This is a genomic window from Sedimentitalea xiamensis (assembly GCF_030164465.1).
GTDB lineage: Bacteria > Pseudomonadota > Alphaproteobacteria > Rhodobacterales > Rhodobacteraceae > Sedimentitalea > Sedimentitalea xiamensis.
In genome coordinates this window covers 1-23,712 of record NZ_JASNJE010000025.1, presented here as the reverse complement: position 1 = coordinate 23,712, position 23,712 = coordinate 1, and the positions used below count along the sequence as shown (strand labels likewise).

Here is a 23,712-nt window from a genome sequence, read left to right as displayed (position 1 = left end):
GGATGCAAACCGAAAGGCGCACCGCCGATGCGGCCCTGGACAGTCTTCGGGCGCTGGAAGTGGATGACAATGCGCCGCCTGACACCACCGGAGACGTTCTGGCTGCCCTGAGGTCTGCGTCTCCCGAGGCGACCGCCAAGGCAGACACCACAGCGGATGACGTTCTGGCGTCCCTGCCCAGGGGGGGCACGCCCGACCCGGAACCAGAGAATGACACTGCGGACATCCTGAACCAGATGCGCTTACAGGATACGTCAGCCGCGCCGGAGACGGACCCGCAATCCGATGTTCTGGACGGCTTGCGTGCGGCCGCCCCGCCCGACGATGACACGCCCGATACCGATGTCGCCGATACGCTGGCCGGGCTGGCCGCGCCCGAGACCGACCTGCCCGAGACCGATGACCGCGATGCGGTCCTGTCCGCGCTCGCCGGTGCGCAAACGCCCGAACGTCCTGATGAAACACCCGACTCTGTCCTGGCGGACCTTGCCGCATCCGGCGCGGACGTCGCGCCGCAGTCGCCGGAGTCCGTGGCCTCTGTGCTCGACACGCTGGCCAATACCGAACCCGAATCTGCCCCGGACTCCGAAACGTCTGCCGAAACAGTGCTGTCGGACCTCGCGGCGAGACCAGTCGAGGACCAGCCGGCCACGGACGATTCAGAGGATATTCTCGCAGGACTCGCGGAATTCGATGCGGACGACACGAAGACGGACCCGGCGGATGCCATTCTTTCCGATCTGGCCGATGCCTCCCGAGACGCCCCGGATGGGGACCAGGGGGTGACCACTGGTCTGAATGCCGAAGCCGCCGATAAGCTTTCCGATGGCGATTTCGATCTGGACGACCTGCTGCCGGAACCGGAAGAACCGGAGCCGGAGCCCGCTCCGGCCCCCGAAGCTGCGCCAGAACCAGCGTCCGACGATTTCGATCTCGACGACCTATTGTCGGAACCCGACGTGCCGGAAGCGGAACCGGCACAGGCTCCCGAGGCTTCAACAGAGCCTGCGCTCGACGATTTCGATCTCGACGGCCTGCAGAACGAACCAGATGCATCGAAGCCGGAACCTGTTGCGGCTACCGACTCCGCGGTGGAACCTGTGTCCGACCAGTTCGATCTTGATGATCTTTTGTCAGACCCGGATTCGCCGGATCCAGTTCCTGTTTCCGGGTCCGTGGTGGCTGACCCATCCGACGATTTCGATCTGGATGACCTGCTGACTGAATCCGACGCGCTGGAGCCGGAGCCCGCGCCGGCCCAAGAAGCTGCGACAGAACCTGCGTCCGACGATTTCAACCTCGACGATTTCGACCTTGATGATCTTCTTTCGGAACCGGAGCAGGACACGCCTTCCGCCAGCGACGATCTGGATGATCTTCTGGGAGACCTGGGTGCCGGTGAACCTGAACCGGTCGCCGGACAAGGCGAAGCGCATCTGTCGGGCGATGCGGAGATCGCTTTTGGAACCTTATCCGCCGAACGTCCAGGCCGTGAAGCTTTGAAACGCAAGCGATTCCGCCTTGCCATTCTCGGTGATTTCTCCGGTCGTGCGGCGCGCGGTGTGCTGGAAACCGGCGATGCCCTGGCCAACCGCAGGGCCATCCTGCTCGATCCCGATACGGTCGAGGACGTGATCGAAGGTTTCGCCACCCGCTTGGTGCTGCCCATCGGGCAGGACGGCGCCGGGGTCGAGATCGCGCTGAACGGGCTGGACGATCTTCACCCGGACGAGCTTTACGAGAATGTCGAGATCTTCGCCGAACTCGCCGGTCTGCGCGCGCGGCTTGGCAGCGGCGGCACCGCTGAAAACGCGATGCGCGACCTGCGGGCCTGGGGCGAAGCCCATGGGACGCCGGTGTCGTCCCCGCGCCGGACCTCGTCGGGCAATGCCGTTCCCGCGGGGCTGAAGCTGACCGACTTCCAGAAACTCATCGGCGACACGACCGCGAAACTGACCCAGGCTTCGCCGCTGGACGACATGCTGGCGCGGATCGTCGGACCCCATGTGCGCGCGGTTCCGGACGCGGATGCGGTCGCGATGCAATCGGCGGTGGACGCCGCGCTGTCATCGGCGATGCGGATGATACTGCACCATCCGGAATTCCAGTCGATCGAGTCGCAATGGCGGTCCATCGACCTGATCGCGCGCAGCGTCGAAACCGACGATACGCTCGAGGTCATGCTCTATGACGTTTCGGCCGAAGAAATCGCCGCCGATCTCGCGTCCGCCGCCGATCTTGGACAGAGCGGTCTGGCCCGGATGCTGACCGGCGCGCCGCTGGACGAAGAAACCGGGCGCGGCGGGTATTCGGCCCTGATCGGCCTTTACACGTTCGAGGAAACGCCGCCCCATGCGGAGATCCTGGGCCGGATCGCGCGCGTCGCGGCGCATGTGGATGCACCGTTCGTTTCCGGGTTGTCGCCGGGGTTCCTGGACATCGCGAAAGAGGATCGCCATCCGCTCGTCGCGGCGTCCTGGGACGGCCTGCGCGCCCTGCCGGAAGCCGGGTATCTGGGCCTGGTGTCGCCGCGGTTCCTGCTGCGCCGCCCCTACGGCGCAAAATCCGAACCGATCTATGCCTTCAAGTTCGAGGAATTCACGATGGCGGAGGGGCTGGGCGGCATGCTTTGGGCCAACCCCTGTGTTCTCGTCGCCATCCTGCTGGCGCGGTCGTTCCGCAAGAACGGCGCCAGCATGGGGCTTGGTTCGGTCATGTCGCTTGGGGGCATGCCCTATCATTTCGTCACCGACCGGCATGGCGATCAGGTTGCCTTGCCCTGCACCGAACGCAACCTGACGCTGGAGAAGGTGGAAAAGGTCATGACCCGCGGCGTGATGCCGGTCGTGTCGATCAAGGGGCGCGACGAGATCCGGCTCGCGTCCTTCCAATCGCTTGCCGGCGGCGACATTCTCGGGCCATGGTCCGGGGTCGAACCGCCGCCGCCATCGGCACCCAAGCCGCAACCCGCGGCAGCGCCGGAGGACGATCTCGGTCTGGACGACCTTCTGGCGGGGTTCGACGACTCCGATACCTCGGGTCCGGACGATGCGGCACCGGGCGATATCGATGCCGATCTGGCGGCGTTGCTGGAGGATTTATGATGACCGATAGATTTTCGATTTCCACCCGGCGCAACCGTCCGGTCCGCTTTGAAAGGACAGTTCATGGCTGAATATACTTTCCCGAACGCCCGAACCTGGCTGTCCGGCGATTTCACCGGCGCCGGTTTCAAGAAAGACGAAACCTTTCTGCGCAAGGCTTCGATCCATGAAGGGCTGAGTCAACTCACCGAAACCGAAGTGCTTGTCTTCTCGAAGGCTGACGATGTCGATCTCGGCAAGCTTGTCGGTCAGCGGACGAATATCCACATGGAGGATGAAAACAAGAAGCAGCGCATGTTCACGGGGATCTGCGTTTCCGCGGAGGCGGCCGGGTTCTGGAACGGGTGGCACAACTACATTCTCGAGATCCGCCCGTGGTTCTGGGTGTTCACGCGCCGGCAGAATAACCGCGTCTTTCAGGACAAGACGACGGTCGAGATCATCGAGGATGTTCTGCGGGATGGCGGATTTTCCGATTTCGACACCAAGAAGCTGACCTACAAGAACTACAAGAAACGCAACTACTGCGTGCAGTATCGCGAAACGGACTACGATTTCCTTTGCCGGCTGATGGAAGAGGAAGGCATCTACTTCTTCTTTCAATATGCGACCGATGCGACGACGGCGGAGAAACTGGTGCTCGGCGATGCAAGCTCTGCGCATTCGGCGATTCCCGGCCACGCGGAAATCGTCTTCCGGAACGAAGGCGAATATTTTGCCGGAGAGGAACATGCCGAAAACTGGATGAGGATGGAGAAACTGACCAGCGGGAAGGTGTCCCTGACGGATTTCGACTTCATGAAACCGGACGCGAACATGCTTCGGGATTTCGACAATCCCCACAAGACGCACGCCCATGCCAAATCCGAGGTCTATGATTACCCGGCCCACCATCGCATCGAGAACGACTACGAGGGTTCCAAGATGCAGGGCGATCAATTCGCCAAGGTCCGGTTGCAGTCCCTGGCGGTCGAACGCGAGGTCTACATGGGGGACAGCAACATCCGGGCGCTGGCCGCAGGGCACACTTTCGCGCTGAAGGGGCATGAAACCGCGTCTTTCAACAAGAAATACCTGGTGGTGACGGCAACGCATTTCGTGCAGGAGGACAACATCGTCCGGGATGGAAGCAAAGTGACGGATACCACCGCCTTGCGGCGGGATTTTCCAAGTCGGATGAGCGACGATGCCTATGGGTGCATGCTGTCGGCGATTCCTTCGGACATCGAGTTTCGCGCGCCACAGGTCACGAAATGGCCCGAAATTTCCGGCCTGCACACGGCGACCGTGGTCGGCAAGAAGGGCGAGGAAATCTGGACCGACGCCCAAGGCCGTATCAAGGTTCAGTTCCATTGGGACCGCAAGGGCAAGCAGGATGAGAATTCGTCCTGCTGGGTCCGGGTCGTGACGCCCTGGTCCGGCAACGGCTATGGCATGGTCGCCTTGCCCCGGATGGGGCAGGAGGTCGTGATCCAGTTCGAGGAGGGCAATCCAGACCGGCCGATCTGCACTGGCATGCTGTATAACGAGCCGAAGAAACCGGCCTATGAATTCCCGGCGCATCAGACGCAGCTTGGCATTCGCACCAAGTCGTCAAAAAAGGGCAAGGAGAATGAATATAACGAACTGATGTTCGACGATCTCAAGGGATCGGAACTGATGCGCATCCAGGCGCAGAAGGACCACCAGGAACTGATCAAGAACAAGTCCGCCGTGACCATCGGTCTGGACAAGCACGAGCTTGTGGACGCTGAGGGAAAGATCAAGGCCGACGTCAAGGACGGCAGCCTGAGCGAAGTCATCAAGCAGAACGTCACCCGTGTCATCAAGGAAGGCGACCACGACTTCTCGATCAAGAAGGGCGACGAAACGGTCAAGATCGAGACCGGCAGTCAGACGCTCGAGATCAAGAAGGACAAGACCCAAACCATCGAGGGCAAACACACCAAGACGATCACCGGAAACGACGCGACGACGGTGAAGACCGGCAACATGACGACGACCGTCAAGACCGGAAACATGTCGGTGGATGTCAGCGCCGGCAAGATCACCATGACCGCGGCACAAAAGATCGAACTCAAGGTCGGTGGATCGACCGTCACGATCGACCCTGTCAGCGTCACCATCAAGACCACGATGCTGAAGTTCGAGGCCAAGGCGATGGCCGAGGTCAAGGCGGCGATGACCACGGTCAAGGGCGATGCCATGCTCACCCTCAAGGGTGGGTTGACCATGATCAACTAGGTGAAATGATGACTGAGAAATTCAAAGATCTGGTCAAACTGCCGCCCGATCCGGCCGCCAAGTTGCTGGCGCAGGCCAATGTCCTGCTGAAGACTCCGCTGGATGCGCCGGCCAGCGCTCCGGCCAGCGAAGTGCTTGCGGAACTGCATGCCAAATCCGCCTGGCTCGACATGCTGCACCTCCTGGCGGTGCTTTTGCCGCCACGCGAACGGGTGTGGTGGGCCTGTCTGGCCGCGCGGGACTACATCGGGCCGAAATCGGACCGCGATCCTCTGTCCCTGACCACCTCCGAGGCCTGGGTCTTCAAGCCCACGGACGAGAACCGCGAAGCGGCGCGGGCATCCCTGGACCATGCCTATGTCGATGACGATACGGTGAATTGCGCCATTTCCGTGCTCTACGCGGACGGCACGCTCGGGCCGGGGGATCTGGCGCAATATCCGGCGCCCGCCGGAGCGTCGGAGGCGGCGGCTTTCGCGATGAATGTGGTAGCACTGGGGGAACTATCTGATAAGTTTGACGAACACTTGCAGTTGCTGATCGATCGGGCTCTGGATATCGCAAAAGGCGGAAACGGCCGGGTGTCCGTGTCCGGGCCGGAAAAGGAGGCAAGCACATGACCAAACCGCAGGCCCGGATCACCGACAATGTGCTGTGCGCCCTGTTCGCGCCGTCTCCCGCCGGCCCGGTTCCGGGAACGTCCATGATCATTCCGCCTTGCGCGCCGACCGTTCTGGTCGGAAAGCTGCCGGCTGCACGGATCGGTGATCTGCATCCGTCGGGCCTTGGTCCGCATCCCAACGCGATGGGGTCGGCCACGGTGATCATCTCGGGGATGCCGGCATCCCGGCTGGGCGATGCCACGGGTTGCGGCGGGATGATCCTCAAGGGCGAGTTCACGGTATTGGTAGGAGGATAGGGCGCCCGATGCCGGTTACGATCAGATACCAGTCGTCCGGAACCGTGCCGGGAAACGCCGGTCCGGTCCGGATGCAGGGCGGCAGTCTGACCCTCGGGCGCGGGCCATCCAACGACGTGGTGCTGCCCGACCCTGACCGGCTGTTGTCGAAGAACCACTGCGTGATCGAAGATCACAACGGAAACGTGGTCATCGTGGACCTGTCGACCAACGGAACCTTCCTGAACTACAGCAAGATCCCGCTGGGAAAGACCCCGACGCCTCTGAACAATGGCGACGTGCTGGCCCTTGGGTCCTATGAACTGGTTGTCGAGATCGGATCGGATCTGCCGGAACTCGACGACCGGATCGCGCCGCCGATGGCGCAGGACCCGCTGTCGCATGGCAATGCGGACAAGGCGCCGGATCCGCTGGACCTGTTGAACGATCCGGAGCCAGGCGGCGATTTTCTCGACGATCTTCTCGGGGCCGAAGCCGGTCCGACCGGCCCGTCGCAACTGAACCCGGTGGACCCGATCGACGATCTTCTGCCGCCTCTGGGCGAAGACGAGGATCCGTTTTTTCACAAGCCATCCGACGGACGGGAGGGCGAGGGTGCCAGCCAGCCCATGCACAGCCCATCCGCGCAGGACAGTTTCCGTCCACAGGATTCTTCGGGCGTGCCGCTGATCCCCGACGACTGGGACGACGATTTCCTGTCCCCTGAACCACCGGCGCCGGCCAGGCAGCCCGATCCTCCGGAGGCGGAACCTGCTCCGCCCGCAAAAGCCGAAGAGCCCGCGCCGATGGCGGTATCCCAACCTGTCGCGGCAAGGCCGGACATGGACACCGGTTCGGACGGCGGTGCCGGGCCGCCGGAAAGCCAGGGCGACGCCGCGCGGGCCTTTCTCGCGGCGGTCGGCGCGGACGAGGTCGCGATTGCGGACGCTGATCTGCCGGTGACGATGGCGCGCATGGGCCGGGTGATGAAGACGCTGGTGACGGGGTTGCGTGAAATCCTGATGACCCGCACCTCGATCAAGAGCGAATTCCGCATCGAACAGACCATGATCAGCGCCGGCGGCAACAATCCCCTGAAGTTCTCGATCAGCCCCGAACAGGCGATCGAGGCGATGGTGAAGCCCGGCGCGCGCGGCTATCTCAGCGCGGAATCCGCCGCCGAACAGGCGCTGAGTGACATCAAGGCGCATGAGGTGGCTATGGTGACCGGGATGGAGGCGGCGCTCAAGGGCGTGCTGTCCCGGCTCGATCCGAAGGTATTGGCCAGCCAGATCGAAACCAGCGGCGGTATCGGTGGCCTGCTGAAGGGCAAGAAGGCGCGATACTGGGAAGTCTATGAAAAACTCTATTCCGACATATCCGACCAGGCCGAGAACGATTTTCACGACCTGTTCAGCCGCGAATTTGCGCGGGCCTACAAGCAACAGCTGGACAAGCTGAAAGACGGGTCCGACTGAAAGGGGAGAACTACGTGTCCTGGGACAGCAAGGTGCTTTGGACGGAGGGATTGTTCCTGCAACCCCACCATTTCCAGCAATCAGACAGGTACACAGAGGCGCTGGTCAGCGGGCTGGCCCGCCGGCTGCGCCCCTACGGATGGGGTGTCAGCGCGCTTGAAATCGACCACGAGGTTCTCAAGGTCGGACAGTTCGCCCTCAAGTCCTGTGCCGGCCTGACACAGGACGGCACCGTGTTCCGCGTTCCGATGGCCGAAGATCACCCGCCCGCTTTGGAAGTGCCGACGACGATCAAGGATTGCGTCGTTTACCTGACGGTTCCCCAGAGGCGGCAAGGCGCGACAGAGGTCGACCTGTCCGGGGCCGAGATGTCCGCCAGCCGCCTGCGTCCCGGCGAGGTCGAAGTGACAGACACGATGGGGCAGCAGAAAAAGCCGGTGATGCTGGGGGTTGGCAAGCTGCGGTTGCAGTTCGCGCTGGCGGTCGATGACATGGCCGACCGGCTGGCGATTCCGGTCGCCCGCATCATCGAAGTCCGCCCGGACAAGGAAATCATTCTCGATCAGGCGTTCATCCCCAGCTGTCTCGACGTGCGCGCCGCCGGTCCGCTGAACGCCTTCGTGCGTGAACTCGAAGGGCTGCTGTCGCATCGCATGCAGGCGCTGGCCGGCCGCCTGTCCGAAGGCGGCGCCGCGCGCGGCGTGGCAGAGGTGTCCGATTTCCTGCTGCTGACGGTCATCAACCGCGCCATCCCGGTGATCCGTCATCTTGCGCAGATCGAGAACCTCCACCCGGAGGATTTTTACCGCGTCTGCGCCGGGTTGGCGGGGGAACTGTCGGTGTTCATGACCACCGAAAAGGTTCCTCCGGATTTCCCGCCCTACAAGCATGACGCGCTGACCGGAAGTTTTGCCCCGGTGATCCGGACCCTGCGCCAGTATCTCAGTTCCGTGCTGGAACAGACCGCGATTCCGATCAGGCTCGAGGAACGCAAATACGGGATCAGCGTCGGGGTCATCGCCGACCGCAAGTTGCTTGGCAATGCCGGTTTCGTGCTCGCCGTGAATGCGGACATTCCCGCCGAAGATGTGCGGCGGCATTTCGCGGGGCAGGCCAAGATCGGTCCGGTGGAAGAGATCCGCCAGCTGGTGAACTCGGCACTGCCCGGCATCACGCTGCGCCCGATGCCGGTCGCGCCGCGCCAGATCCCCTATCATTCCGGCGTGGTCTATTTCGAACTGGACGCGGCCAGCCCCTACTGGTCCAAGATGACCACATCGGGCGGCATCGCGGTGCATGTGTCCGGGCAGTATCCGGGCCTCAAGATGGAACTTTGGGCGATCCGTAACAACTGATGACCGCGAAGCGGCGATAACTGGAAACACAGATGTCCGACGAAGACCCCTTTGCAGAACCCGACGACACCGACAAGACGGTGATCCGGCCCAATCCCGGCGGTCGGCGGACGCAAGCGCAGGCGGCCCCGGCCCAGCCCACGGCGGGCACAGCGCCCGCCGACGCCTTCGGGGTGCCGACCCGTGCCGCGACACCCGAACCGGCCAGAACCGGTTCGGCCCGGCAGGGTCCGGTCCTGACCGGGATGAACCCGCTGATCGCCTGCGCCAGCACGCTGTTTTCGCTGATCAGTCGGATCCGCAACCGGGCGCAGCACATGGACCCGGACAAGCTGCGCCAGAGCGTCGTCGCCGAGGTGCGTGAATTCGAGAACCGCGCCCTCCAGTCCGGCATTTCGGCCCAGAACGTGAAGGTCGCCCGCTATGCGCTTTGCGCGACGCTGGACGACGTGGTGCTGAACACCCCCTGGGGCGGGCAGTCCAGCTGGGGCCTGCAATCCATGGTCGGTACCTTTCACCGCGAAACCGTTGGCGGCGACCGGTTCTACGACCTGTTGGCGCGGCTGGAAAAGGAACCCGGCGCCAATATCGACATGCTTGAATTCCTCTACATGTGCATGTCGCTCGGGTTTGAAGGTCGCCTGCGGGTCGAACAGGGCGGTCCCGAGAAGCACCACAAGATCAGGGGCGCGCTGGCGCGGATCATCCGGGCGCAGCGCGGCCCGCTGGAACATGATCTGTCGCCGCACTGGGAGGGGGTGCAGAAACCGTTCAAGCCCCGTTCCGTCTGGCGCGTGGTCTGGATCGCCATCGGCATCACGGCAGGTCTGCTGGCGCTTCAGTTCGTTGGCCTGTCCTGGGCCTTGTCCACCGCGACGGAACGCGTCGTCGGACAGTTGTCGGTGATCGACAGCGGCCCGGTGGCCGAGTTGCAGCGGCGCGCGCCGCCGCCGCCGCCCGCGCCGCTGGCCCCGACCGCCGAAGAACAGCTCCGGAAGGTCGAAGGCTTCCTGCAGCAGGAAATCGACGATGGCATCGTCGAGGTCTTCCAGAAGGGCAACACGCTGATCGTTCGGATCAAGGGGTCCGGCATGTTCGGGTCCGGCTCCGACACTCTGTCCGAAGCGTTCCGGGCACCGGTGGACCGCGTCGCCGAGGCCCTGAACGACGAGAAAGGGCCGGTGATCATCGCCGGCCATTCCGACAACGTGCCGATCCGGTCTTCGCGCTTTCCGTCCAACATGGCGCTGTCGCTGGCGCGGGCGAAATCGGTCATGGTCAGGATGTCGGAAGCACTTGCCGATCCGTCCCGTCTGTCTGCCGAGGGCCGCGCCGACAAGGAACCGATCGCCGACAACGCGACCCGCGAGGGCCGCGCCCGGAACCGCCGGATCGAAGTCCTGCTTGTGCGGGAGGACGGCACATGATCCGGCGCATCTTCAGGGTGCTGTTCGGCACCATCTATTCCGTCCTGGTGATCGTGGCCATTATCCTGTCGCTCTGCGTCTGGTATTTCGCCCCGTTTATCGGCGGCGAGACCTGGCGTCCGTTCGACGGCGTGCTGAGCCGCGTCCTGACCATTGCCGGTCTCTGGGTGTTCTTCCTCTTGCTGATGGGCCTGATCTTCTGGCTGCGCCGGCGCAAGGCCCGCAACATGGGCGAGGAGATCGCCGAAACCGTCGATACGGGACCCGAGGATGTCAGCAGCGAGGAACTCGGCGAATTGCGCGGCAAGTTCAAGTCGGCCATCGCCGAACTGCGCAAGTCCAAGAACGGTCGGCGGCATCTCAGCGAATTGCCGTGGTACGTGATGATCGGCCCCCCGGGGGCTGGCAAGACCACCGCCATCGTCAATTCGGGACTGCAATTCCCGCTCGCGGACAAGACCGGCAAGGCGGCGGTGGGCGGCGTTGGCGGCACGCGCAACTGCGACTGGTGGTTCACCAACCAGGCTGTCCTGATCGATACCGCCGGGCGGTACACGACGCAGGAAAGCGACGCGACGGCGGACAACGCGGCCTGGCTCGGCTTCCTGGGGTTGCTCAAGAAATACCGCAAGCGCCAGCCGATCAACGGGGCGATGATCGCGATCAGCCTGTCGGACCTGTCCTTGCAGGATGAAATCACCCAGAAGAGCCATGCCCAGGCCGTGCGGCGGCGGCTGAACGAATTGCGCGACAAGCTCGGCGTCCGTTTTCCGGTCTATGTGCTGTTCACCAAGGCCGACCTGATCGCGGGTTTCAGCGAATTCCACGACAACCTCGGAAAGGAAGAGCGCGAACAGGTCTGGGGCTTCACCCTGCCGCTGGATCAGGGCCGGGCCGAAGAATCGCCGATGGCCGGCTTTGACGATGAATTCGCGCTGCTGCTGGGGCAGATCAACGCCCAGTCGCTGGAACGGATGCAGGCGGAAACCGACCACCAGCGCCGCGCGCTGATCGCCGGGTTTCCCGGACAGGTGGCGTCGATGCGGGGCGTGGCCCGCGACTTCCTGAACGAGGTGTTCCAGGACAATCGGTATGAATTGCGCCACATGCTGCGTGGGGTGTATTTCACCTCCGGCACGCAGGAAGGCACGCCGATCGACCGTCTGATGCTGAACATGGCCCAGACTTTCGGAATCGGGCGTCAGGCCATCGGCTCCGGGCAGGGGACGGGCCGGTCCTTCTTCCTGACCCGCCTGTTCGAACAGGTGGTGTTCCCCGAAGCCGGTCTCGTGTCATCCGATGACAAGGTGGAACGCCGGTATCGCTGGGCACGGCGTGTCGCCGTTGCCGCGACCGTCCTGATCGCCCTGACCACCGGCATACTTTGGGTGCGCAGCTACCTGGGCAATGTGGAAATCATTCGCCAGGCCGAGGACCATGTGAGCGCCTACCAGACCGCCGCCGCTGCCCTGCCGCCCAGCCCTGTCGGCGATACCGATCTGCCGCCCGTCGTCGAGGCGCTGAACGTCCTGCGCGACATGCCCGGAAACCCCGTGCTGTCCGATCCCGATCCGGAACGCCGTGTGACCTACGGTCTCTACCAGGGAGAGGTGATCGGCACCCAGGCCGCCCAGACATACCGGTCCGCCCTGAACCAGCGGCTTCTGCCGCGTCTGCTGTTGCGGCTCGAAGAACAGATGTCCGCCAACATGAACAACCCGGATCTGCTCTACGAGGCGCTGAAGATTTACCTGATGCTGGGGCTTCAGGGGCCGATGAACGCCGACCTTGTGCGGGAATGGATGCAGATCGACTGGTCGCTGGCCTATGCCGGCCCCGCCCGCGAACCGTTGCGCAACGACCTGGCCGACCATCTCGACGCGCTGCTGTCGCAGCCGATGGAAACCATCGCGCTGAACGGTCCGCTGGTGGACCAGGTTCAGGGGTTGCTGTCGGAAATGCCGCTCGCCCAGCGGGTCTATAACGGGATCATCAACAGCCCGCAGGCCGTCGCCTTGCCGATGTGGAGGATCACCGATGCGGGAGGTCCGGCGGTGCAGCGGGTGCTGGTCCGATCCTCCGGCAAGCCGCTCAACGAAGGTGTCGAAGGCATCTTTACCTATACCGGGTTCAACGATGTGTTCCTGCCCGAAGCTGTCAGCGTCGCGGAAAGGGTGGCCCGCGAAAGCTGGGTCCTGGGCGAACGCGGCGAGGCGGAACAGACCGAAGCAGCGCTTCTGGCGCTTAGCCGGGACGTGCTGGATCTTTACTACAACGACTATATCGCGCGTTATGATGCGGTTCTCGGCGACATCGACATCATCCCGATGGAAAGCCTGTCCCACGCGGTCGAAGTGACCAACGTGCTGTCCGGCCCGACATCGCCCATCGTCAATATCCTGACGGAGATTTCTAGGGAAACCCGCCTGACCGAAAGCCGGTCGGTTCTGGATACCAGTTCGCTTTCCGAAGGGGCGGGCGCGGTCGCCAGTATCGAAGCCCGCTCCAGCCTGTCGGCGCAGTCGCAGATCCTGCTGAACGCGCTGACAAGCGCCGCCATCACCAACACCGGGGAACCGCCCAAGGCGCCGGGGGCCTATGTGGAAGAGCGGTTTGCCTGGCTGCACCGTTTGGTCGAACGGCCCGATGGCCAGCCTTCGCAACTGGATCAGTTGATGGGCGTTCTGACCGAAGTTTATCAGGAACTGAACAAGATGTCCTTCAGCGGCGTCGCCAGCAGCGCAGAGGGCGGTGCCGCGATCCTGCAGTTCCAGCAGGCCGCCAGCCGGATCGACGGACCGGTGCAGCGCTGGGCGTCGCAGATCAGCACCGGATCGTCCGGCATCACGGCAGATGGCACGCGCGCCTCGATCAACGCGAGCTGGCAGGCCAATGTGCTGCCGTTCTGCGAACAGGCGCTGACCGACCGGTATCCGTTCAATCGCCGGTCCCGCGCGGATGTGGCGATGCAGGATTTCGCGAAACTCTTCTCCCCCGGGGGACTGGTTGACGCCTTCTTTACGGAAAACCTGTTGAAATACGTCGATACCCGAAGCCGCCCCTGGACATGGAAGCGGGTCAATGACGTCGATCTGGGGATTTCCCAAGCCGTGCTCGAACAGATGCAATACGCCGCCGAGATCCGCGATGCCTTCTTTGCATCCGGCCCCAATCCCGCGGTTCAGTTCCAGATCACCCCCGAAGCGCTGGATCCCAAGGCCAAGTCCGTGGTTCTGGACATCGATGGCCAGCAGGTCGGTTTCGAACACCGCAGCGGCCAGACCAATCCGGTGGCCGTGACCTGGCCGGGATCCGTCGGCCTGGCGCGGGTCCATTTCGAACCGGACCGGAAGAGTACCGAAAGCACTCTCTCGCGCGATGGCCCCTGGGGCTGGTTCCGCCTGCTTGACGCGGCGGAAGTGCGCCGCACCAACGTGTCCGACCGCAAACGGGTCATCTTCAACGTGGGCGGGCGCATCGCGATCTTCCAGCTGCAATCGGGGTCGGTGATCAACCCATTTGCCTTGCCCGCGCTGACCAAGTTCAGCTGCCCGAAGTCGATGTGATGGATATGGGGTTCGGGGCCTTCGGCAAGATGCCCTCTGTCGGAGATTTCTTTCGCCTTGGCGCGCCGCCGGGTTTCGTCGCCATCTGGGACGACTGGATCCAGAAAGCGATGCTCGTGGCGCAGTCGGCTTTTGGCCCGGATTGGGACAGCCGGTACATGTCGGCGCCGATCTGGCGTTTTGGCCTGTCCGCCGGGCTGGCCGGTCCGGCCAAGATCGTCGGGGTCGTCATGCCGTCGGTCGACCGGGTCGGGCGGCGGTTTCCGCTGACCCTGATGGCGCCGGTCCCGGCGGCGGGGCCGATCCTGCGCGATCATTTCGGCAACGAACCGCTTTTCGAAACGCTGGAGGATCTGGTGCTGGATGCGCTCGACGACGGCATGAGCCGCGATATGCTGGAACAGCGGCTGAAAGACATTCCGCCACCGGAAAATGGGGAGGCAGCCCCGCTCCGCCGGGTCGGCGGCGGCCTGGTTCTCGCCTGCGCCGGTCGCGCCGGTCCGCTGCCGGATCTGGCGGCGGCATTGCTGGCAGAGCGTCATGCGCGCCCCAGTATCTGGTCGGCCAATGTCCGTGACTCCCACCGCCTGCTGATCTGCGACGGTTTGCCGGGGGAAATGCACATGCAGGCGCTGTTTCATCCCGAGGCGTCGATCTGGCATCACGGGCAGCCGGCATGACCGAGCGCCCCGATATCCGCTACAACGCCAAGACCCATGTCGGGCTGAAGCGCAAGGTCAACGAAGATGCTGTCCTGGCGCTGCCGGATCAATCCATCTGGATGGTGTCGGACGGCATGGGCGGGCACGAGGCGGGCGATTTCGCCAGCCGCCTTATCGCCGATTCCATCGCCATGATCCCGCCGGGGCTGGACCCGGCGGACCGGATGCATGCATTGCGGGATGCGATCCGGTCGGCGCACCGGATCATTCTCGGAGAGGCCAAATCGCGCGGCCGCGGCGTGATCGGCGCGACGGTCGCCGCGCTGATCCTTGCCAACGGCCATTTCGTCGCGCTGTGGGCCGGGGACAGCCGGATCTACCGGCTTCGCGATGGTGCGATCGAAATGCTGACCACGGACCACTCCGCCGTCGCCGAACTGGTTCTGGCGGGCCAGATGACCTGGGACGAGGCCGAACAACACCCGCAGTCCAACGCCATCACCCGCGCGGTCGGCGTCGGGGACAGCGTCGAACTGGACAAGGTGCGGGGAGATGTTCGGGCCGGCGACCGTTTCCTGATCTGTTCGGACGGGCTGACGAAATACGCGACCTTCAAGATCCTGCGCGATGCGCTGACAGCCTTTCCGATCGAAACGGTCTCCGACCAGTTGATCCAGATGGCTCTTTCCGGCGGCGGTGCCGACAATATCACCGTGATCGTGCTCGACGTGCTCTGACTCGGCGGCGGCCGAGGGCCGTCAGGGGGGGGCGGTGACGAGGATCCGGCTGTCCAGGGACAGAATGCTGTCGCGATCGGATTCCACATGGTCCTGCAACGCGCGCGCGTAGCCGACCGCCGATTCCGAAGTGGGGCGCAAACCGTCGAACAACGGCTTTGCGGAATGCAGCACGATCACCTTGCTCTTGCCCAGGGCGCTGTCATCGACCCGGAAGGCCAGCAACCCGTTCTGCGCAGCTTCTTGCAGATCATAGGCGACCCGCACCGGCACATCGCCGCTGCGTCCGGCGCGCAGGGACGCGACCGAATTGTCCTGCCGGTTTAGGTTGGGCAGCAGGTGGAACACGTTGCCGGAGACATCAAGGATCGAGACGGTCAGATATCCGTCCACCACATTCGCGGGCAGGACGATGTCGATGACCGGATTTTCCCCGACGAAGAACCGCCCGGAGGGGTTCGGTTCATTCCGGTCTCCGACGGTGTATTCGACACCGATACCGCCGGCCGGGGCGCTCGGCAAGTGAGTCTCGATCAGGCACAGGGTCGGGTTCAGCACCTCGACATCCAGAACCACATTGCGCGGCCCGGCGATCTCCCGCAGCGCGTCGAACAGTTCAACGCGAGTCACCGTGTCGGCCACGCGTCCCGTCACGACGATATCGCTGTCCGGCCCGAACCCGACAGGCGTCGCGCCGGGCAGGGCCAGCGGTCCGCAATCCGCCATCCGGTCCAGGACCGGAGCGACTTCCGCCGTTGCGAGGAAAAGCTGGCGCAGCGTGATCTCGGCGGTGCCGTCCAGCGCGCCGGGCAGGCCGCTCGCGAAGGCGCTGCTCAGGCGGTCATGAAGTGCGGCGTCCGTGGTAGTGCCGGTGATCCATGCGCTGTTGCCGTCAAGCAAGAGCCGCCATTCCTCCAAGGGTGCCAGCTGGTCCAGGGTGGCCAGAACGTCGGCGCCCCAACTGTCGGAAATGTCACCGGACGCCAGGGTAAGCCGTGACGTGCCCGACTGGCTGGACATCAGGCCGCTCAGAGCCGCTTCGACCTGTTCGGACGGCACGCTACCGGTTGCGGAGGGGGCGGAGTCCGCCGTCTTTTCGATCACCAGGCTGTAGGGTTCGGCGACCGGGTAGCGCGGACCCAGAAACCTGTCGAACGCGCCCGTGAAATAGCCGCCCACTCCGCCAAGAACGACCACCAGGCCGATCAGCGCCGCGACCATGCCGCCGCGCGACCGTCCGACGGTGTCCGTCGGCGGCGCAACCGGGGCGGGCGCGGCGGGCGGTTTTGAGGGGGTCGGTTCCGGGCCGATATCCGGTCTGGCTTCGGGTTTGCGCGGGGGCGGAACGATCAGCGTGGCGTCCGGGTCGATGTCGGGCGCCGCATCGGTCGGCTTGCTCAGAAAGGCGAGAACTTCGGCCGCGGTCTGAAACCGATCGTCCGGAACCGGAGCCGTCATCCGGTCGATCAGCGACTTAAGCGGCTCCGGAACGTCTTCGGTGTCCAGCGGTTCGCCTTTCTTTCGCACCACTTCCATCGGGTTCTTGCCGACATCCGGCGGCGCTCCGCGGAAGTTGGCCAGCAGCAGCGCCCCGAGCGAATAGATATCGGATCGCGCATCGGTCTGCCCGCTCAGTTGCTCGGGCGCGGCATAGGCGTATTTCCCCGCGAATTCGTTGCCCACGATGGTTTCGGCGCCGGGATTGGTATCCTTGGCGATGCCGAAATCGATGATCACGGCCTGCGCCGGATCGTTGCCGCGCAGGATGATGTTGTCCGGGCTCAGATCGCGATGCACGATGTTGCGGCGATGGGCGGCGTCCAGCCCTTCGGTGACGCGGCGGCAGATGGTCAGCAGGTCGCTCGCCGGCATCGGCCCCTGTTTCAGCTTCTTGTCGAGTCCCGGTCCCTCGACATAGTCCATGACCAGATAGACCAGCCCGTCGGAGGTGCGGTGATTTTCAGAGTAGCGCACCACGGCGTCATGCCGGATTTCGCGAATTTCCTCTTCGCGGGTGAGCAGAACGAGATAGTCGTCGTTGCCGGAAAATTCCGATTTCAGCACCTTCAGCGCGGCCAGCCGGCCCGAGATTTCGCTGCGGGCCTTGTAGACATCGGACGTTCCCCCCCGTCCCAGCAGGGCTTCGATCCGGTAGGTGTTGTTCAACACGTCGCCGGGTTGAAACGCATCATTGGGGCGCGATTCGATCATGCCGCGCCCCTCGCGTCACCAGCTGTGCAAAGGGTGGACAGCGACCCTATCCCAGCGCCTGGAATTCGACCCGCCGGTTCACTTCCGACCGGGGGTTCTCGGTGTCGTAGGGGACATTCTCGCCCATGCCGATCGCTTCCAGCCGGCTGTCTTCGATCCCGCAATCGGACACGAGAAAGTGCTTGACCTCCTCTGCGCGCAGCAGCGACAGCCGTTCGTTGTAGTCGGCGGATCCCGAACTGTCGGTATGACCGACGATCTGGAACACCGCGACATCGACGGTCTTCATCACTTCGCACAGCGTCGCCAGCTTGGGTTTCTGGTCGTTGCGCAAGGCGGCGCTGTCGAAATCGAACGAGATCTGGACGTTGACCTGATCCTCGCGTTCGACGGCGCTGTATTCCTTGGCCGCCGTCGGGGCGACGGTGGCGGTTTCGGCGCTGCTGTCTTGCGGCGCAACGGGCACGATGACCAGGCCACGGGTCTTCTGTTTCTGAAAGGCTTCGGTGATTTCCTCGGCGCTCATTTCGCCGGACGAAGACTGCGCCGCGATAGCCGACGGAACGGCAAAGGCAAGTCCCGCGATCAATGTCGTGGTAAAATATCGGGAGAGACGGACCATGGTTCGTCCTTTGCTAGGAGTTCAGATGTTTGTGTCGCCATGTTATACGACGCGTGGGGCGCCGACAACGGTTTTACAACTTTGCCGCAGGCGGATTTCTTCTGTTTCTTCGTAGGTTTGTGTTAAGAAATCCTTTACTCGTGACCTCCAAGCAGGCTGAATTGGCGGACAATCCAAAAGGGGGGCGGATGCGCTTTCTTCCAGCTATCATCATCGCCGTCGCGCTGGTCCTGGCCCCGGTTCTCTGGGTCGGTCTGAACTACCTGCTGTCGGAGGAGGATTTCCAGGGGTCCGCCGTGGATTCCGGGGCGCGGATCGAGATCGAGATGCTGCGCCAGCAGGTCGAGGACCTGCAAATTCGACTCGATGCCCTGGAAAACGAAGTCGCCCGGCTGTCGTCCGGCGCGGGCTCGACGCAGATGGCGCCTCCCAGCCCGGAAGACGAGGATGCGGTATTCCGCAGCAGCGGTCCGAACGATATCATCGATGCCTACGCGCAGGTGGTCCTGATCGCCGACCGGCGCAACGTGAACCGCGGGCTGAATGTCGCGGGTCCAAAGTATCTCGAGGAAAAGCTGGGCCGCCCGCGCGAATCCCTGAGCGACGATTGCGAGCCGATGACCAATCCAGAGCTGAAGAGCAGGCTGGTTCTGGAAGACGTCGGGCCGATCCGGGTGAACATGCTGCGTCCTGCGGTCGACTCGCTCAAGCGTGTTTTCGAGGCGGTGCGCAGTGCGGACCCCGATCTCTACGACCGGATTGCCACGTCCGGCTCGCTTTGCGTGCGCCGTATCCGCGGCACTGTGAACAGCCTGTCCACCCATGCCTACGGACTGGCTGTCGATCTCAACATCGACGGACATCTCGACAACTTTACCGACGGCAAGACCCAGCTTGGCCTGACTATCCTCGCCGATTTCTTCCATGCCGAAGGATGGGTCTGGGGCGCAGGGTTCAACCGCGAAGACAGCATGCATTTCGAGATCAGCCGCCGCCAGCTCGAGGAATGGCTTGAACAGGGATTGCTCTGATCGGTCCGGACGGCCGCGCGGCTATTCCTTCAGGCCATAAGCCAGCCGGATCGACTTGATCGTGTTCGGACCGAATTCACCGTCGATCGCGCCGTCGTAGAAGTCGAATTTCTTCAGGGTGGACTGCAAGGCGCGGCGGGTCTGCGGGCTGAACATCTTGGGCCGGGCGCTGAGCAGGTCCAGAACGTCCCGGCTTCCGGAACGCAGCGCCGCATAGAGGTAATCCGCCGCGTCCGCCGGTCCCTTGGACGCGATCAACCCGTCGTCGATCAGCGCTGCGAAGTTGAACAGCGCCTGCGGATGGCGCAGGTCGGCGGCGCGTTCGAACAGGTCCAGCGCCTTTTCCGGATCCGACGGCAGGCCAAGCCCGCCCTGGTAGTAGAGAAAACCGAGATCATTGATCGCATCCGCGAAATCCTGATCGGCGGCGGCCCGGTAGAGTTCCAGCGCGCGGGGCTCGTCCACGGGCACGCCGGTGCCGCGTTCATAGATCTTGGCCAGTTCGAACTGTGCCTCCGGAGAGCCCGCCGCCGATGCCTTTTCCAGAAAGGCCACTGCCTGCACCGGGTCGAACCGGCCTTCGTTCGGATTGAGCCGCATGTAGGCCAGCCCGAGCATCGACCGGGTGTCGCCCAGATCGGCCAGCGCCAGGAGCTGCTCTTCCTGGTCCGGGCGGATCGACGCCCAGGCGGCCTGGCCGACGCCGCCGGAAATGTCCTTCTGCCCTTCGGCCGCGCCGGCCAGATAGAACGGCACCCCGGTCAGCGACCCGTAGGTATGCGGTTCCTGAAGGTTGTTGGTCTCCTGGAGGACCTTGTCGCGGACCTGGCGGAACATCAGGCTGATTTCAAGTCCGGGCTCCACCATCTTCTCGATCAGCGCGCGGGCGTAGGGGCTGTTTTCCCCGGTGCCGTCCAGCGCGACCTGGCCATCCTTGGCGGCAAAGGCGACCAGTGTGCCCCGGTCGGGCTTCGCTGCGGCAAGACCGCCGCCGCCCCGCGTGCCGCCGGCCTCGGATTGGGCGCCATTGGACAACGATTGGGCCAGGTCGATCGAATCCCCCAGCGGGTTGTCGCGGCAACTGTCCAGGATGACGATCCGCATCTTGCGGGCCCGTTCGACCGAGGCGAGAACCTGTTTCAGCGAGATCGATTGCCGCTGGATATCCCGGTTCGACGTGATCTTCGCATCGATGGGAATGAGAAAATTCTCGCCCTGCGCTTCGACCCCGTGTCCGGCGAAATAGATCAGCGCAAGGTCTGCGACTTCGGAACGGAACGAGAAATCGTCAAGCAACTGGCGCAATTCCTCACCGGTGGCATCCAGCGACAGGGTCACGTCAAAACCGATACCTTCCAACGACTCCGCGATCGCGCGGGCGTCGTTGCGGGTATTGTCGAGCTGTTCGATGGTCTGATAGGCGCCCAGGCCGAGCACCAATGCGACCCGTTCCGTCGCGGCCAGAACGGCTCCCGACCACAGGCAGAAGATACTCAGCAACAGGATCCGGACCGCAACGCGCATCTCAGTCTTTCCAACTGGTTAATTTCTTGGCTCACCATAGCCGACGCCGACGGAATTGACAGGTCAGATATTCGTTACCGATCGGGCCTGCGCTGCCGTCAGCCGGCGCTTGCGGACACTTTCGGTTCCGGCGTCGCCAGGCCGCCCAGGGCGCGGACGTGATCGACGATGGCCGCCACGCCATCCCTGGCCTTGAGATCGGCAAAGACGAAGGGGCGCGCCCCGCGCATCTGCGTCGCGTCCCGCTCCATCACCCGGAGCGAGGCGCCGACATGTGGGGCCAGATTGGTCTTGTTGATGATCGGCAGGTCGGACCTGGTGATCGCCGCGACCGGGAATTCGGGGTCCAGCCGCACGACGCCGATGGCGTCGGGCCGGCGCGCGTAGCCATGATTAGGTCCGCGCGATGAGGCCGGGAGCGGTCATGGCCGCCCCCGGTCGGGGTTCAGACCCAGAACACGTCGTTGAAGACGTAGCGCGCGATCTCGTCGCGGCGCAGGCCGCGCTCGGCCAGTTCGGCATCGCTCAGCGCGTTCAGCGCTTCGATCTGCCGCATCCGCGAATCCGATTGCGCCATCATCACGAATGCACTGCCGATGGTGGAAAAGACGTTCTGAATCGCGCCGAAGATAGAGAAATGCGCGTCGTTATGAGTGGATGTATGTGCCATCTGAAACCTTGCCTATGAGATTCTGTTTTCTGTCATGGACAAGGTATGCTGCACGTGCAGCATAAACCAGCGCGGCCGCAGAATATCCGCTGTGCGTCTGGTGCAAGGCTGGCTGAACATCGATTGCGAGTATTTCTTTCAGAACAGGAAATAGCGTTGTGCCATTGGCAGGGCCTCCGCAGGCCGACAGGTCAGAAGTTCGCCATCGGCGCGGGCGATAGGGGGGATGGGACAGTCCTTGGATCATAAAGTGTTTCAGAAAATCGGAAGCCGGAGGCGGACAAAGTTCTTCCGATGGCGGATTCACCGGGAGGTCGTAGTTGCTATACAACTGATTTGTAATCAGTAGGTCGGGTAATCGGAGAAGAAAAGAACCACAAAGAACCGAAAGATGTGACTATTGGAAAGGATGTCCCGCCGCTCCCCGATTCGCGGCAAACCAAAGGAGGACATCCAATGGCACTTATCGAGTTTTGGCTGACCATCATTGCAATAGTCATTCCGCCTGCAATCGAGCTTGTTCTGGCTATTGGCAAAATGCGGGGCTGGTTTTGCTATCGCCCGTCCAGAATCGGCTTGGAACCCGATGCGCTAATCAGGCGCCCCGCCCGGCGGCACCGCCGGGCAGCCCCCGACCGCTCCGTGGGCGGGGGCTGCCCTCGGCGTGATGCATTCAAAGTGTCGTCACGCCCGAAACGCCTCGTCCACCGGCGTCTGCAGACCGGTGACCAGCGCGTTGGTCTGGGTCGCCATGCCGATCACGGCGAGCAACTCGCCATGCATCTCGGGCGTCATCCCCTTGGCGCGCGCCGCCGCTGTGTGCGAATGCACGCAATAGGAACAGCCATTGGCGGTCGAGACCGCGACATAGATCATTTCCTTGACCAGCGGGTCCAGCGCACCGGGCGCCATCACCACCTTGAGACGGTCCCAAGTGGCGCGCAGCAGTGCTGGGTCATGCGCCAGCGCACGCCAGAAATTGTTGATGAAATCCGTCCGCCGCAGCGCGCGGATTTCCTCGAAGACGGCCAGCGCCTCGGCGCTGACCTCCTCGTCCGACAAGAGCGGAACCGTTCCCATCAGATCATCCCGAAGATGCGGGCCGGCCCGCCCGATCCGCCGCGGTGGGCAGGCGCGCCCACCACCAGTGTCGCGCCGGTCGCCGGCATCTGGTCCAGGCCCTTCAGGCATTCGATGCCATAGCGGTTTGTCGGCAGCCAGGCGTAATGGGTGGCGAAATCGGCTGACGGCCCATGGTCCAGCGACAGCGTGTCGACGGCGATCGCGACCGCGCCGGTGTCCTCGATCAGCATCTGCGCCGCCTCGACGTGGAAACCGGGGAAATGCATCTTTCCTTCGGTGTCGGCGTTGCGGAACCCTTCTCCGACGGCCTTGTGGTCCCAGCCTGAATGCATCGCCACGCAGGCTCCGTCGGGAATGTCCCCGTTGGTGGCGATCCAGGCCTTCAGGTCGTCGGGCGTGACCTGGGTATCGGCGTCCTCTGCCGCACGGGCGGCAATGTCGATCACCGCCAGCGGACAGACCAGATTGCTCACCGGAATTTCGTCCACCGACATCCCGTCGGCGGAAAAATGCAGCGGCGCGTCCACATGGGTTCCCGTGTGTTCGTTCACCATCACCTTGAAAAGGTTGAAGCCGTTGTCGGCGAAATTGAACTGCTGTTCCATCTCGATCCCCGGCACCCCGAAATAGGTCGGGAAAGCGGCATCATAGTTGTGGGTCATGTCCACCACGCCGCCATGCCCCGCGGCCATCGCGGGGCTGGTGCGCCCGAGCGTTGCCGCCGTTCCCGCCACAGCCGCTGCTGCGCCGGCGGTAAAAAAGGACCGGCGCGACAGCATCCTGTCTTTCACCGCATTCATCACGCAAATGTCACACATCTTGTTTCTCCCTGGTCTGGATTTCCGGCTTCGGGCGGAGACGCCCTGGATCAGCCTAGCACGATCGCAAAAATCTCAATCCAGTTTTCCCATGACCTCCTGCTCGAACCCGAACACCCTCCGGGCGCCGGTCAGCGGGATCAGCCGCACCTTGCGCCGCTGGCCAGGTCCTGGCCGCCGATGGCGGGTTCGAGGCGACAGGCATCGGCCTGCCCAGCCTGCGCCTCTAGCTGGGCTCCGTGTGACTTGGGGCTCCGCCCCAAACCCCGGAGTATTTCCGGC

The 23,712-nt window shown here is 63.5% G+C and carries 18 protein-coding genes and 1 pseudogene; 11 read left to right on the top strand and 8 right to left on the bottom strand.

From position 1 onward, the window contains the following. Positions 1-2: 2 nt before the first annotated feature. The 10 genes from QO034_RS17085 (at position 3) to QO034_RS17040 (ending at position 15,471) form a co-directional block, all read left to right on the top strand. On the top strand, positions 3-3,104 hold the full coding sequence (locus tag QO034_RS17085) for a type VI secretion system contractile sheath domain-containing protein (RefSeq protein ID WP_321170022.1): 3,102 nt from the start codon (positions 3-5) through the stop codon (positions 3,102-3,104). Between the two features lie 63 nt (positions 3,105-3,167). After that, positions 3,168-5,348 (top strand): type VI secretion system Vgr family protein, encoded by a 2,181-nt coding sequence (locus QO034_RS17080; protein WP_284486741.1) that lies wholly within the window; start codon positions 3,168-3,170, stop codon positions 5,346-5,348. A gap of 8 nt (positions 5,349-5,356) precedes the next feature. Continuing rightward, positions 5,357-5,968: a DUF6931 family protein gene (locus QO034_RS17075; protein ID WP_284486740.1), complete on the top strand. Its 612-nt coding sequence runs from the start codon at positions 5,357-5,359 to the stop codon at positions 5,966-5,968. Next, positions 5,965-6,267: a PAAR domain-containing protein gene (locus tag QO034_RS17070; protein ID WP_284486739.1), complete on the top strand. Its 303-nt coding sequence runs from the start codon at positions 5,965-5,967 to the stop codon at positions 6,265-6,267. Before QO034_RS17075 ends, QO034_RS17070 begins: the two co-directional genes overlap by 4 nt. Before the next feature lie 8 nt (positions 6,268-6,275). Next, positions 6,276-7,724 (top strand): type VI secretion system-associated FHA domain protein TagH, encoded by a 1,449-nt coding sequence (gene tagH, locus QO034_RS17065; protein ID WP_284486738.1) that lies wholly within the window; start codon positions 6,276-6,278, stop codon positions 7,722-7,724. Between the two features lie 14 nt (positions 7,725-7,738). Further along, positions 7,739-9,079, top strand: coding sequence for a type VI secretion system baseplate subunit TssK (gene tssK, locus QO034_RS17060; protein ID WP_284486737.1), 1,341 nt, complete (start codon positions 7,739-7,741; stop codon positions 9,077-9,079). A 32-nt stretch (positions 9,080-9,111) separates the two neighbouring features. Further along, positions 9,112-10,506, top strand: a complete 1,395-nt coding sequence (tssL, locus tag QO034_RS17055; RefSeq protein ID WP_284486736.1) for a type VI secretion system protein TssL, long form — start codon at positions 9,112-9,114, stop codon at positions 10,504-10,506. Further along, entirely contained in the window at positions 10,503-14,072 is a 3,570-nt protein-coding gene (gene tssM / locus QO034_RS17050; protein ID WP_284486735.1) for a type VI secretion system membrane subunit TssM, read from the top strand. The genes tssL and tssM overlap by 4 nt, the downstream gene beginning before the upstream one ends. Further along, entirely contained in the window at positions 14,072-14,752 is a 681-nt protein-coding gene (tagF, locus tag QO034_RS17045) for a type VI secretion system-associated protein TagF (RefSeq protein WP_284486734.1), read from the top strand. Before tssM ends, tagF begins: the two co-directional genes overlap by 1 nt. Next, positions 14,749-15,471, top strand: coding sequence for a PP2C family protein-serine/threonine phosphatase (locus tag QO034_RS17040; RefSeq protein WP_284486733.1), 723 nt, complete (start codon positions 14,749-14,751; stop codon positions 15,469-15,471). Before tagF ends, QO034_RS17040 begins: the two co-directional genes overlap by 4 nt. A 21-nt stretch (positions 15,472-15,492) precedes the next feature. On the opposite strand, the gene QO034_RS17035 is transcribed toward QO034_RS17040, so the two are convergent. Together QO034_RS17035 and QO034_RS17030 are read right to left on the bottom strand one after the other, a co-directional pair. After that, positions 15,493-17,682, bottom strand: coding sequence for a serine/threonine protein kinase (locus QO034_RS17035; RefSeq protein ID WP_284486732.1), 2,190 nt, complete (start codon positions 17,680-17,682; stop codon positions 15,493-15,495). 46 nt (positions 17,683-17,728) lie between these two features. After that, positions 17,729-18,304: an OmpA family protein gene (locus QO034_RS17030; protein WP_284486731.1), complete on the bottom strand. Its 576-nt coding sequence runs from the start codon at positions 18,302-18,304 to the stop codon at positions 17,729-17,731. 188 nt (positions 18,305-18,492) lie between these two features. Between QO034_RS17030 and QO034_RS17025 the strand changes: the two genes are divergently transcribed. After that, entirely contained in the window at positions 18,493-19,335 is an 843-nt protein-coding gene (locus QO034_RS17025; protein WP_284486730.1) for a M15 family metallopeptidase, read from the top strand. A gap of 21 nt (positions 19,336-19,356) precedes the next feature. Here the strand turns inward: QO034_RS17025 and QO034_RS17020 are convergent, their stop codons facing one another. The 6 genes and pseudogenes from QO034_RS17020 to ureB all read right to left on the bottom strand — a co-directional run. Next, the gene (locus tag QO034_RS17020; protein ID WP_284486729.1) at positions 19,357-20,859 is read right to left on the bottom strand and encodes a caspase family protein; all 1,503 of its coding nucleotides are present in this window, start codon (positions 20,857-20,859) and stop codon (positions 19,357-19,359) included. 98 nt (positions 20,860-20,957) lie between these two features. Beyond that, entirely contained in the window at positions 20,958-21,215 is a 258-nt protein-coding gene (locus QO034_RS17015; RefSeq protein ID WP_407696779.1) for a P-loop NTPase family protein, read from the bottom strand. An 89-nt stretch (positions 21,216-21,304) separates the two neighbouring features. Next, entirely contained in the window at positions 21,305-21,529 is a 225-nt protein-coding gene (locus QO034_RS17010; RefSeq protein ID WP_284486728.1) for a DUF1127 domain-containing protein, read from the bottom strand. A 684-nt stretch (positions 21,530-22,213) separates the two neighbouring features. Beyond that, a complete protein-coding gene (locus tag QO034_RS17005) occupies positions 22,214-22,609 on the bottom strand; it encodes a carboxymuconolactone decarboxylase family protein (protein ID WP_284486727.1) in 396 nt (131 codons plus the stop codon). Beyond that, positions 22,609-23,430: a cyclase family protein gene (locus QO034_RS17000; protein ID WP_284486726.1), complete on the bottom strand. Its 822-nt coding sequence runs from the start codon at positions 23,428-23,430 to the stop codon at positions 22,609-22,611. The genes QO034_RS17005 and QO034_RS17000 overlap by 1 nt, the downstream gene beginning before the upstream one ends. Positions 23,431-23,505: 75 nt before the next feature. Next, positions 23,506-23,598: pseudogene (gene ureB / locus QO034_RS16995) on the bottom strand (urease subunit beta); the annotation flags it as partial. Between the last annotated feature and the right edge of the window lie 114 nt (positions 23,599-23,712).

Excerpts from the sequence above, each read along its gene's own strand:
- QO034_RS17085 (WP_321170022.1), top strand. The coding sequence starts at position 3 with ATGCAAACCGAAAGGCGCACCGCCGATGCGGCCCTGGACAGTCTTCGG.
- QO034_RS17080 (WP_284486741.1), top strand. The coding sequence starts at position 3,168 with ATGGCTGAATATACTTTCCCGAACGCCCGAACCTGGCTGTCCGGCGAT.
- QO034_RS17075 (WP_284486740.1), top strand. The coding sequence starts at position 5,357 with ATGACTGAGAAATTCAAAGATCTGGTCAAACTGCCGCCCGATCCGGCC.
- QO034_RS17070 (WP_284486739.1), top strand. The coding sequence starts at position 5,965 with ATGACCAAACCGCAGGCCCGGATCACCGACAATGTGCTGTGCGCCCTG.
- tagH (WP_284486738.1), top strand. The coding sequence starts at position 6,276 with ATGCCGGTTACGATCAGATACCAGTCGTCCGGAACCGTGCCGGGAAAC.
- tssL (WP_284486736.1), top strand. The coding sequence starts at position 9,112 with ATGTCCGACGAAGACCCCTTTGCAGAACCCGACGACACCGACAAGACG.
- tssM (WP_284486735.1), top strand. The coding sequence starts at position 10,503 with ATGATCCGGCGCATCTTCAGGGTGCTGTTCGGCACCATCTATTCCGTC.
- tagF (WP_284486734.1), top strand. The coding sequence starts at position 14,072 with ATGGATATGGGGTTCGGGGCCTTCGGCAAGATGCCCTCTGTCGGAGAT.
- QO034_RS17040 (WP_284486733.1), top strand. The coding sequence starts at position 14,749 with ATGACCGAGCGCCCCGATATCCGCTACAACGCCAAGACCCATGTCGGG.
- QO034_RS17035 (WP_284486732.1), bottom strand. The coding sequence starts at position 17,682 with ATGATCGAATCGCGCCCCAATGATGCGTTTCAACCCGGCGACGTGTTG.
- QO034_RS17030 (WP_284486731.1), bottom strand. The coding sequence starts at position 18,304 with ATGGTCCGTCTCTCCCGATATTTTACCACGACATTGATCGCGGGACTT.
- QO034_RS17025 (WP_284486730.1), top strand. The coding sequence starts at position 18,493 with ATGCGCTTTCTTCCAGCTATCATCATCGCCGTCGCGCTGGTCCTGGCC.
- QO034_RS17020 (WP_284486729.1), bottom strand. The coding sequence starts at position 20,859 with ATGCGCGTTGCGGTCCGGATCCTGTTGCTGAGTATCTTCTGCCTGTGG.
- QO034_RS17010 (WP_284486728.1), bottom strand. The coding sequence starts at position 21,529 with ATGGCACATACATCCACTCATAACGACGCGCATTTCTCTATCTTCGGC.
- QO034_RS17005 (WP_284486727.1), bottom strand. The coding sequence starts at position 22,609 with ATGGGAACGGTTCCGCTCTTGTCGGACGAGGAGGTCAGCGCCGAGGCG.
- QO034_RS17000 (WP_284486726.1), bottom strand. The coding sequence starts at position 23,430 with ATGTGTGACATTTGCGTGATGAATGCGGTGAAAGACAGGATGCTGTCG.